The sequence below is a fragment of the Paenibacillus sp. DCT19 genome (assembly GCF_003268635.1).
Taxonomy (GTDB): Bacteria; Bacillota; Bacilli; order Paenibacillales; family Paenibacillaceae; genus Paenibacillus.
The window spans coordinates 6,624,899-6,636,532 of the sequence record NZ_CP029639.1; the positions used below are offsets into that span (position 1 = coordinate 6,624,899).

Annotated in this window: 10 protein-coding genes; all 10 read right to left on the bottom strand. The window is 45.7% G+C overall.

From position 1 onward, the window contains the following. Positions 1-205: 205 nt before the first annotated feature. The gene (dnaB, locus tag DMB88_RS29875) at positions 206-1,567 is read right to left on the bottom strand and encodes a replicative DNA helicase (RefSeq protein ID WP_128104214.1); all 1,362 of its coding nucleotides are present in this window, start codon (positions 1,565-1,567) and stop codon (positions 206-208) included. 1 nt (position 1,568) lies between these two features. Next, complete coding sequence (gene rplI, locus DMB88_RS29880; protein WP_128104215.1) at positions 1,569-2,012, bottom strand: 50S ribosomal protein L9; 444 nt, start codon at positions 2,010-2,012, stop codon at positions 1,569-1,571. Beyond that, complete coding sequence (locus tag DMB88_RS29885) at positions 2,009-3,997, bottom strand: DHH family phosphoesterase (protein WP_128104216.1); 1,989 nt, start codon at positions 3,995-3,997, stop codon at positions 2,009-2,011. The genes rplI and DMB88_RS29885 overlap by 4 nt, the downstream gene beginning before the upstream one ends. An 11-nt stretch (positions 3,998-4,008) precedes the next feature. After that, positions 4,009-4,917 carry a DUF2232 domain-containing protein gene (locus tag DMB88_RS29890; RefSeq protein WP_128104217.1) on the bottom strand — a complete coding sequence of 303 codons (909 nt, stop codon included), beginning with the start codon at positions 4,915-4,917 and terminating at the stop codon, positions 4,009-4,011. 5 nt (positions 4,918-4,922) lie between these two features. Further along, positions 4,923-5,225 (bottom strand): MazG-like family protein, encoded by a 303-nt coding sequence (locus DMB88_RS29895; protein WP_056697513.1) that lies wholly within the window; start codon positions 5,223-5,225, stop codon positions 4,923-4,925. A gap of 173 nt (positions 5,226-5,398) precedes the next feature. Continuing rightward, a complete protein-coding gene (locus DMB88_RS29900) occupies positions 5,399-5,824 on the bottom strand; it encodes a CBS domain-containing protein (protein WP_056697515.1) in 426 nt (141 codons plus the stop codon). A 177-nt stretch (positions 5,825-6,001) separates the two neighbouring features. Then, on the bottom strand, positions 6,002-7,036 hold the full coding sequence (locus tag DMB88_RS29905) for an LCP family protein (protein ID WP_128104218.1): 1,035 nt from the start codon (positions 7,034-7,036) through the stop codon (positions 6,002-6,004). Positions 7,037-7,302: 266 nt separating this feature from the next. Further along, positions 7,303-8,880 carry an MFS transporter gene (locus DMB88_RS29910; protein WP_128104219.1) on the bottom strand — a complete coding sequence of 526 codons (1,578 nt, stop codon included), beginning with the start codon at positions 8,878-8,880 and terminating at the stop codon, positions 7,303-7,305. Positions 8,881-9,208: 328 nt separating this feature from the next. Continuing rightward, positions 9,209-9,805, bottom strand: coding sequence for an alpha/beta hydrolase family protein (locus DMB88_RS31675; protein ID WP_254438400.1), 597 nt, complete (start codon positions 9,803-9,805; stop codon positions 9,209-9,211). Beyond that, complete coding sequence (locus DMB88_RS29915; protein WP_254438401.1) at positions 9,793-11,622, bottom strand: S9 family peptidase; 1,830 nt, start codon at positions 11,620-11,622, stop codon at positions 9,793-9,795. Before DMB88_RS29915 ends, DMB88_RS31675 begins: the two co-directional genes overlap by 13 nt. Between the last annotated feature and the right edge of the window lie 12 nt (positions 11,623-11,634).

The window sequence follows — 11,634 nt, forward strand, 5'->3', positions numbered from 1 at the left end:
TCCGAAGGAAGGTTTTCGCTGCTTTAACGCAGCAGTATTAGTGTACCAGTACCCTTTTTCAAAGTCAAATCAAATAGCGAACAATTAGATATAGTAAAACCATAATGTTCGGAATTTACGCTATATTTCGACGCAAAAAACCGGCGAAGCCAGTCAAATCATGTCTGACGGCTAACCCCGGTTCCTTATCGTGCGTGTTCAAGCACTACATGGCGAAGGCGTCATTGTGTGCCCTCTCGTAGTTTACGAATTTATTAAAGTTCTTCAGGAACACTAATTCCACCGTACCAACCGGACCATTACGCTGTTTAGCAATAATAATCTCGATAATATTTTTCTTCTCGGTTTCCTGATTATAGTAGTCATCCCGGTACAGGAAAGCTACGATGTCAGCATCTTGCTCGATCGATCCTGATTCCCGCAAGTCACTCATCATCGGACGTTTATCCTGACGTTGCTCTACGCCCCGGCTTAGCTGAGACAAGGCAATAACCGGAACTTCAAGTTCACGGCCAATCTGTTTCAATGTACGTGAAATCTCGGATACCTCTTGTTGACGGTTCTCCCCTGCTTTACCACGTCCACTAATGAGTTGCAAATAGTCGATCAGAATCATGCCAAGGCCTTTTTCCTTTTTGAGACGACGGCATTTGGCACGAATATCGGCCACCGTAATCCCTGGCGTATCATCGATATAGATATCTGCTTCGTTTAACGCAGCGATGCCCATCGTGAGCTTCTGCCAGTCCTCATCACCTTTGAATTCACCCGTACGCAGAACTCCCGCATCCAGGTTGGCTTCCGCACAGATCATCCGTTGTACGAGCTGTGCGGCTGACATCTCCAGACTGAAGATGGCTACCGTCTCTTGCGCCCGAATGCCTACATTCTGAGCGATATTCAAGGCAAAGGCTGTCTTACCTACCGAAGGACGCGCGGCTACAATAATCAAGTCACTACGCTGGAATCCGGCGGTCATTTTGTCGAGATCGATAAATCCGGACGGAATTCCCGTCGTGGTTCCACGGTTTTGATGCAGCGTCTCGACTTTGTCGAATACCTCCATCAGTACATCCTGAATGGCGATAAAACCGCTACTGGAACGGCGGTTAGAGATCTCCAAAATGCGTCGCTCTGCTTCACCAAGCATCGCAGCAACATCTTCACCGCCAGTATAGCCTTCGCTAACAATTTGCGTAGCTGTACGAATCAAGCGTCGCAGCATCGATTTCTCTTCGATAATCTGCGCATAATAGTCTACGTTCGCGGCTGTAGGTACACCATGAGCCAGCTTCGCTAGATAACTGACGCCGCCGATGTCCTCCAGCTCGCCTTTGTCCTTCAGAAGCGAAGTCAGTGTCACGAGGTCAATCGGTTGATTTCCCTCACCCAGCTGAATCATCGCTTCAAAAATTAGTTGATGGGGCTTGTCATAGAAATCCTCGGTTTGCACCCGTTCCATCGCTGTAATCAGAGCTTCGCCCTGCAACAGGATTGCACCCAGCACAGCCTGTTCGGCTTCCAGGTTCTGTGGGGGAATCCGGTCGAATAACATTTCGCCGCCCATCTTATTCCTCCGTTACTTGTACCTTCAAGGTTGCCTTCACTTCAGGGTGAATCTTGACAGATACTTGCGTTACACCAAGAGTACGAATAGGCTCGTCCAACTCAATTTTACGCTTATCGATTTTCAGACCTTTAGCTGCAAGAGCTTCTGCGATCTGTTTAGATGTAATTGCACCGAACAGACGGCCACCTTCGCCGGACTTCGCTTTAAGCTCCGTCACTTCTGATTCGAGTTTTTTGCCTAACGCTTCTGCTTCTGCCTTCTCTTCCTGTTTGCGTCTCTCTTCAGCCGCATTTTGGTTGTCCAGCGTCTTCATGTTTCCGTCTGTTGCTAGACGAGCAATTCCCCGTGGTAACAAGAAGTTCTGAGCATAACCTTCAGATACTTCCTTCACTTGCCCTTTCTTGCCTTGACCCTTCATATCTTTTATAAAAATGACCTTCATTCGAACAGCCCCTCTTCCTTTTCGATTTCAGCAAGTACGTTCATCAGCCGTTTTTCTGCCTCTCCCAACGTACCTTCCAGCTGTACAGCAGCATTCGTTAAATGTCCGCCACCGCCAAGTTTCTCCATTACGACCTGTACATTCATTCGTCCCAGCGATCTAGCACTGATGCCAATTAACCCATCCGGCCGCTCACTGATCACAAACGATGCAACAACGTCGGTCATATTAAGCAATGTGTCCGCCACTTGGGCGATCATCATCTGTGAGATCTTGCTGCCAGGGTCGGTGACCGCCAGCGCAATGTTCCCGTATACCATTTTAGCATGCTTTATGATTTCTGCCTTAGCAATATATTCTGACAGATCCTCTTTCATCAAACGTTGGATCATGATGGTGTCTGCACCACTTCGACGTAAAAAGCCTGCTGCCTCGAATGTACGTGAACCTGTATGCAATGCAAAATGCTTTGTGTCCACAGTAATTCCAGCTAACAGTGCTGTTGCTTCAAGTGGCGTGAATTGTACCTTGTCATGAATATATTGTAACAGCTCAGTCACTAGTTCCGCAGCCGATGAAGCATATGGCTCCAAATAGATGAGTACCGCATCATTAATAAATTCTTCTCCGCGGCGATGATGATCTACAACCACCACACGCGTAGCTGCTTGCACTAGTTTCGGCTCCATCGTCATCGAAGCTTTGTGCGTATCCACAACGACAAGCAACGTATGCTCGGTCATCATCTGTGTTGCTTGTTCAGGCGATACAAATGCTTTGGACAGCTTCTCATCCTTGTTCACTTGCTCCATCATGCGTTCAATGGATGGATTCGGTCCGTCCAGGACAATCCGTGCTTCCACATTATATAAACTAGCTGCCTTCCATACACCAATGGATGCACCGATTGCATCCATATCCGGCATTTTATGCCCCATAACAAGCACACGGTCACTCTCTTGCATCAGATCACGCAGTGCATGAGCAATGACCCTAGCCCTTACTCGTGTGCGTTTCTCAACAGCATTCGATTTACCACCATAGAAGGACAAGCGCTGTCCGGACTTCACAGCGGCCTGATCACCACCGCGACCAAGTGCCATATCAAGACTCGATTGAGCAAGCTCTCCCATTTCTCCAATGCTATCCGATCCAAACGCAAGACCGATACTAAGCGTCATGGGAACTTTGAGGTCAGCAGTCATTTCACGGACTTCATCCAAAATAACAAACCGGCTTTGCTCCAATTCTTGCAACGACTTATAGTTTAGCATCATAAGATACCGATCCGAGGACAAGCGCCGCAAATATACTTCATAACGCTTAGCCCAGGATGTGATCTCGCTTGTTACACGAGCGATTAACGCAGTGCGCTGCTGATCATCCATGCCTTGCGCTGCTTCATCAAGATTATCGAGCACCAGGATACCCAGTGCCATACGTTCATTTTCATATTTATCACGAAGAATAGCGAGCTCTGTTATTTCGTAGACATACACATACCGCTCCTGCGGATTATGAATTACGCCGTAATACCGATCATCCAACTGGAATTCGTCATGGAGTTCCCTCGTTAGTTCCTTGCTTCCATCCTTCTTCTCTTTTGGCTGAGGAAGATTGGGAAACAAGTTTGGGAGGGGATTACCTACCATCGTTTTCTCATGGAACATATCTGCAATGAAGCGATTATGCCACTCTACCGTACGATCCTCACTGTACAACACAATGCCGAATGGAAGCATACCTACGGCTTCGCCTTCCATTCGTTTGATCCGAATAGACAGTCCATTAATGTAGTCATTCAATTCTCGGCGGAACGCTAGCTCCGCCTTAATCATGACGATCCCCAGCGCCGAAGCCAGAAGTAGACTAACCAAACCAAGCGTCCAGTTATAAATGGTCACCAACATAACTAGCAGTAGCAGCATTATGAACGCCCATACGGTATAGTAGCCGTGCCAGCGTTTCTTCAGAAATTTAGGCAAGACTCATCACCCTAACGTTTTGGTTTCGTTATTGCTTCGCGAAGCGGGAACACCAGATCAATAACTCCGATAATTCGTAGCGGACCAATGAAGAAGACCGCAGCCGCAAGTAAATACGGTATAACTGGATTCCACTTTTTCGCATGTGACAGGAAGAAGAAGAAGCCGATCGCTTGAATCATGAAGCCAAGATTAATGAGTGGCGACAAGTTGGCCGCAATCATCGACCAATACGACCCATCATTCTCGCTAGACATGAGCGTGAAGATCAGTGCAAGGAAGTAATACCATATCAAGGCACGCGGCATACGCCATTCACGCGCTGGTGGGAAATTAGCTACACTTACACCCATGACATTCAGAATTGGACGTGCAATGAGATGTGTAATGAGCGACATCACAAGTGCAGTCACTACAAGAGCGAACGGAATTAAGAGCTGCGTTCGTCTAGCCACATCTTCCGTCATTTCAGGCGTCCATACGAATCCATTGACCAGTCCATCCGAAGCAGTCAGTGGCTCCGTAGCAAGTTTCACCATATTCTCAATGTACTCATACAGGTTGAACTGGAACAGAACGCTCCCGATCAGCAACATCAACAAATATTCAGCTAATATTGCACCAGTACCCACCAAGAAAGTATACAGGGCTGACTTCCCTTTCTTGATTGCATTACCCATAATGATTGCTGGCACCGTAAACACAACTAAGAATAGGAGATACAACGGTTCAATCATGAATAATATTATGGCGACTGGGATGAGATGCACAACAAACGATTTAACAGATAGGTACGCATACAGAATCACACCTGGTACGAGCATGAAAAATACTGTGAGCACCGATAAAGGCGTTATAAGCGATAGTAACAAGAGCAGAAATACAACGCTCCAAATAACTGATTTAAAGCTAAAATTCAACAAATTCACCTCTTACGCATATGATCTTCAAGCGCGGATATGTCTTGGTACCAATCTTCCAATTGGTGACCTTCCGATTTGTGCTTTTTCAACTTTTCCACAAGCAGTGCATCCAGATCCTTGAAAGGAATACCGAGCCTGCGGCCCAATATGTAACTACTCATCATCAGACTGGCTAGACTGTCTCCGATCCGGGAAGTACTGCCTTCCCATAAGGCTTTGAACAATCGAGACACTTGGTCAAGTACTTCGGTTTTTAGCCACTCAATCACTTTAGCGCGTTTGGCTACATCCAGTTCTTTAGGCATATTGGCGAAAGTCACTCTCCCCGAAAAAGCTTTATTCTCCATTATAACATAAAAAGGGGGCTACAAAATGTTCCCCATGCGAAGGGCATTCCCACCTTTTTCTGCTCTCCCACTGTTTAACATGGTACTGAGCGGCTCTGATTATCCCTGTGCGCAATAACGTTTTTGATTTCTTATTTTGCTTTCATGGATTCCTTAGCTACAATGCCTTCACAGTATTCTATGATCTGGCTACGACGGACAATGCCTATAAAGCGTTCCATATCATCGACGACAGGTACAAAGTTCTGAACCTTAGCCAAATTAATGAGATCCTCCATATTGGCATTAATGGATACGGGCTTAATATCTAGGCGGAGCGGTACTTCCTTAAGCAAGAATTTTGAAGCGTTTTCAAATGTAATCTTCCCCTCGGCATTCTTCATGTACCACAGTAGATCACCCTCAGTGACCGTACCTATATATTTGCCTTCCTTATTCAAAATGGGCACCGCTGTGAAGCGATGATACTCCATTCGTTCCAATGTTTGCCGCAGAGTAGAATCCGATGTTACACACGTAACCTCTTGCTTAGGCAGCAAAAAAAATGCGATGTTCATACCCTAACGTATCCCCCTCATGAATTTCGACTTTCAACTACTCCTCAACCCATATTATACGTTTCAAAACGTAAGATGTTCCAAAAGGTCTCTTCGCTCTTCTGAAAAAGAAAAAAACAGCAGCCCGCAAATAAACGACGTACTGCTGATTATGATCAGGCCTCTGTATGGAATTCGTTACTCGATCTGCTGCCGGTCTGGTATCATCAAGGCACCGGCTGGGGTCGATTCATCCATCCAGTTGGTAATCAGCTCTTTGGCATATTGGACGTCTTTCTCATCCGCTTTGCCATAGTAGATTCCGTCTTTGCGCATACCTTCACCAAGGATCGTGAAGCTAGAAATTTGTGGCTTCTCTTGTGTCAGCACCTGTTTTGCTAGATCAACAATAAAGGAAGGACGCATATCTGTCTGGAAGTTGTCTCCCATAATCTCCAATAACTCTGGAATCTTGCCGATTGAATTAAGATTAAGCATTTTATTCGCCATCGCGTTCAGGAATATCTGCTGCCGCTTGGTACGATTAAAGTCACTGTCCTCTCGATATCGAACATAATACAGTGCTTCTTGACCGTCATAGATCGGTTTACCGCCTTCAATAGTGAATTGCACATGATCGGGATGTTTATTAACAATATCCTCTTCAATCGGCAACTCTACCCCACCAAGCGCGTCTACAACCCTTTTGATTCCGTCAAAATTAATGGTGGCGTAGTATCCTACATCTGCATTCAAGAATTTCTCCACCGTATTGATGGACATATTCTCCCCTCCGAACGCGTAGGCATGCGCAATTTTGTCATAATCGTCTTCCCCATCCTTATTCGCATCACGACCCACAATCTGCACATACGTGTCACGTGGAATCGAAACGAGAAGCACACGGGATTCCTTTGGACGAACAACAGTGTAGATGACCGTATCGGAACGGCCCCTTGTTTTCTCATACGCGCGTTTATCCGAACCGAGCAGAAGTACGGAAAATGGCTCTTTACGGTACACGGTCGGATCTGGCGTATTATTCCCTTCCTGCGGAACATAGGAACGAGACAACTGATCTTCAACTGAATTGGCCAGGAAAAGATCAAATGCAGCTACGGCAAGCTGCTGACGAAACAAATACCCGCCAATCAACAAAACCACGAGCGAAACGAGAGTTATATATAGACCTTTTCTTCTTTTCTTCTTCTTTTCATTAGTTCTTCTTGTCATCCATCGATTCCTTCTTCACTATAAAAATGAATTGCCTACATACCATTAAACGCGCCCAACGACTTATGACTCGGCGTTCTCTAATGTTTTCTCTATATCAATTCTGAACACCGCTAACGCTCGTTCTATTGTAAACATTGCTACATAAGTAAAAGTTACAATCCGGTTAAATTGAAAAGAACAGCCCCGTATATAAATCGCATAAAGGAACTGTTCTGATCATTAGATGTTATATTGAAACTCAGAAAACTCAATCATAAACTTGCTTAAGAGAGATCCACAGTGCTCCCCTTTTCTCTATTCCGTAGAACTCCTGTAATCAATGCTGCTACCAGTGTTAACACACTGAAAATAACCGCTGACCAGAACAGGCCGTTGTATCCTTGACCTGTTGTCACGTGGAGAGCCTGCAATATCGTTTCCCGAATGCCAGGGTCAGGAATCTGTGCTAACCCCTCCGTCAGACTTGAGACATCACTACCTGACGCTCCACCTGAGGTATATTGCTCAAGCATCTCAGGAGGCACTTGTATTCCCTGATCAGCAAAACCGTTCTGAATGTTGGTTCCCAGGTTAGAGAACGAACGCGCCAGAAACCCTGCAAAGATCGTAGGGGCAATGGCCATCGCCATCTGGCGGAATAACGAGCTGGTTGCCACGGCAATCCCTTTATTGTTCTCACCTGCCTGTTCCGTCACAAGCACGTTTACTGGAGCACCCAGCATCATACCAAACCCGATACCTACAAGCGTACTCGCGATAACGAACTGCCAGATATGCTCAACCCATAACGGGAATAGCAGAAATCCAATTGCTGATAGAAGCCCTGCCACAGATAACGTCCAGATTGGCCCTTTCTTATCCACCAAATAACCGCCGCCTCCTGCCCCAATCCCTGAAGCCAGCGCAAGTGGTGTAAACCAATAACCTGAGGCGGTGTTAGACACACCCAGATACTGCTCTACGAAGCCAGGAATGAAGATGACCGAAGCTAGAATAGCGCCTGAGAAAAAGGCGATGAGCAGTGTCCAGCGGAAGGACGCAATGCCCAGCAACTGTGTGGACACAACCGGTTCACGTCCTGATCCTTCGAGCCTTCTCTCAAGAAAGTAGAATACGATCAGTACAACTACACCCAACAAGAAAAATCCATAAAACATCGGTGAACCTACGCTTTGCAGCATATTTACACCGTCCAAATTACTGAAGCTGTACATGAGACTGAGCACACCAATAGTTAGAACAGCAATCCCGCTCCAGTCCACTGCCGCACGGTTCAATTCCTGTTCATCCTGAATATAACGAATACCCGCAATGAACAGTAGGATTGCAATCGGTACATTGATGAGAAATAACCAGTGCCAGTTCCCTGTCATATCCAAAATAAAAGCACCAATGTTTGGCCCCAAGATGGCAGCAACCCCATTCATACCTCCCAACAAGCCCAATGCTGTGCCTTGGCGCTCTGCTGGAAACTTACTGAGCACATAGGAGCTTGCAATGATGAAGATCCCTCCACCGCCTAATGCCTGAATAACACGAGCAACGAGAAAGAACGTAAACGACGTACTTAATGCCACGAGTAAAGACCCAATGCCAAATAAAGCTACTTCAATAAGAAATAACTTCTTACGACCATAGCGGTCTGAAAGTTTACCTGCGATAGGCACACTTACAGCAAGACCGAGAGTGTATAACGTAATCGTCCATGCACCCCAAGTTGGTGATACCCCAAATGAGGCATTCAACGTCGTTAGAGACGATGTGATGATCCCATTATCCAGAGCCGCCATAAATACCCCGACCGCAAACAGAATTAACGGCCATTTCATTTGTTTCTGCATCTCGTGTTACCTCCCGATCACATCATAATTTTGCGATAGATAAACGGACATTATTAAACGCACACAAACTGAACTGATACATCTATATTAAACACTTAAGAACAATTATGACTCACTGGTCATTTTAAATCAAACCCATTTGTTATGTCAATTTATAAATATATAGTTGCAAGTGATATAACACCCTTAAATAAAAAATACCGCCCAACGATTCCTTAGAATCAGAGGGCGGTACTCATATTTTATAACGTGCGTCTGATTTTATCTGTATAGACGACTCTGAATGATGATGAAGATCAAGTTGATATCGTCAATGACCTCGCCTGAATTACTTCATCAGATGACGATTGAGGAATTTCTCAATCGCTCTATACAGATCCAACTGGTTTTCTACATTGGCGAAGCCATGACCTTCATTTGTTTTTAACATATAAGGCACATCTACCCCGCGCTCACGCAGCGCTTCAACAATCTGGTCTGATTCAGCCTGTTTAACACGTGGGTCATTCGCTCCTTGAACGACGAACAAAGGCGCCTTCATCTGATCAATATGGAACAATGGCGAGATCGCCGTAAGCAGCTCCTTATCCTTCTCTGGGTCACCTACACGCTCATAGAACATGTTGCGCTCTGATTCCCAATAAGGTGGCAGTGAGTCCAGCAAAGTGAAGATGTTGGAAGGTCCAACATAGCTGATTCCAGCAGCGTATACGTCTGGAGTGAACGCCAGACCAGCCAAGGCAGCATATCCACCATAAGATGCTCCGTAGATCGCTACTCGGTCCGCATCAACGGTTCCTTCTTCAATCAACCAATTTACTCCGTCTGTAATGTCGTTCTGCATGTCTTTGCCCCACTGTTTATTGCCTGCATCCAGGAATTCCTTACCGTAACCTGTAGATCCACGAAAGTTCACCTGCAGCACAGCGTAGCCTCGACTAGCGAGGAATTGGATCTCAGGGTTATACCCCATGAATCACGAGCCCAAGGTCCACCATGTGGCACCACGACCAATGGTAACTGGGAAGCCTCGACTCCCTTCGGCAATGTCAGATATCCATGGATGGTCAATCCATCACGTGATTTGTACGAGATTGGTTTCATGTCGGACATTTTGTCCTCATCAATCCATGGGGCAGCATCGGCCAGCTTATCCAGCTTGCCTGTTACCGAATCATAGAAGTAGTACGTGCCCATCGACTTGTCGCTATAGGAAATAAATAATACCTGGCCTTCTTCACTGATACTGGACAGGCTAATCTCTTTGCCTGGAACCTTAGCCTTGATGTCTTCCATCAGCTTTTTGAATTCAGCATCAAAAAATTCATAGTTTACTTTATCCGTTTCGTATACAGCTGCAAGAATTTTACCTTTGGCTTTGGATGGCACAAAACTATTAACATCTACGTCTTTGTTTTCAAAGATCGTTTTGGTTACTTGCTTAGTGCTAGGGCTATACTCAACAATTGCTGATTTGTCCCGATCCAAGTTAGAGATTGCGTAGATATTTTTGTTATCGTACGTGAACATAACTGGAGCAAAAGTCTCTCCCAGCTTTGTTGTTAACAACGGCTCAAATGGCTTATCTTCAGAATCACGATACATCAATGAAGAGACATTGCCGTCACTGGATACAGCCACACGGATTTTGCCCTCATGGTCTGTCAGCCAGCCCGTAATATTACCTGGGTTCTCTGCAGCAAGAGTGGCCTCACCAGTATTGATATTGATGCGATATACATCGAAAATCTGAGGATCACGTTTATTCATTGCCACCAGAATTTCATCCGGCACACCTTCGAGCGGATCAATTAAACTCGCTCTGGTGTTAGGGTATGGTGTGAGATCCTTATTGTTTTTGCCATCAATATCCGTTACATAGATGTGGTAGTTCTCATCTCCTGCAGCATCTTTGATGTAGAGCAGCTTATTATCGGTTGCCCATCCAAATCCCATGATGCTCCGTTCAGACTCGCTCGTCACCCGAACAGACTTGTCCTGTCCATTCTCTTTGACCACGATGTTCATACGGTTATTCCACGGCTCCAAGTAAGCCAGATGTTTACCATCTGGGGACATTTGGAATCCTGCCTGAGCAGGCTGTTTGAAGAAGTACTCTAGCGGTGTAAGACCCTCAGACTTCACATCTAGACCTAGCGCAAGATAAAGCGCATCAGCAAATTCCCCGTGAGTTACAGATTGTTTGGCATTAAATGCTGAGCCTTCAATGATAAAATGTTGCTTGATCCGTACAGCATCTTCCACATGAACCGCCGGAATCTGTTTCATATCGCTGTATACAACTTGAATTCCGTTGTCTTTTAATTCAAATGCCCGAGTAAACAACGAGGCCATCTGTGCCCGTGTCAGTGGTGCATCTGGAGCATAACCTTTCGCTTTTCCTTGAATCAGCCCGCTTTGCTTCAGCGCATAAATTGCCGGTGCTGCCTCATCGCTCGCTGATACGTCCGCAAAACCAGTAAGTGAAGCTGGAGCATCCAATTTAAGTACACGCTGTAAAATAACTGCTGCCTCTGCTCGAGTAATCGGCGTGTTTGATTCTACTGTACCGTCTATGTATCCCAGTTGTTGTAACGTTTGTGTTGCTTTTGAAGCGATTGTTTCTGCAACGGTTGCTGTAGGTTTAACAGCTTCCGCAGCTTGTACTGCAGGCTGAATCAGAGCAATAGACATAGCCATGCTCAGCGTTAATGCATATACCTTCTTGCTAATCGAGTTCAATTCATTTCCCCC

Coding starts and splice junctions, on each gene's coding strand:
- dnaB (WP_128104214.1), bottom strand. CDS start 1,567: ATGGGCGGCGAAATGTTATTCGACCGGATTCCCCCACAGAACCTGGAA.
- rplI (WP_128104215.1), bottom strand. CDS start 2,012: ATGAAGGTCATTTTTATAAAAGATATGAAGGGTCAAGGCAAGAAAGGG.
- DMB88_RS29895 (WP_056697513.1), bottom strand. CDS start 5,225: ATGCCTAAAGAACTGGATGTAGCCAAACGCGCTAAAGTGATTGAGTGG.
- DMB88_RS29900 (WP_056697515.1), bottom strand. CDS start 5,824: ATGAACATCGCATTTTTTTTGCTGCCTAAGCAAGAGGTTACGTGTGTA.
- DMB88_RS29905 (WP_128104218.1), bottom strand. CDS start 7,036: ATGACAAGAAGAACTAATGAAAAGAAGAAGAAAAGAAGAAAAGGTCTA.
- DMB88_RS29910 (WP_128104219.1), bottom strand. CDS start 8,880: ATGCAGAAACAAATGAAATGGCCGTTAATTCTGTTTGCGGTCGGGGTA.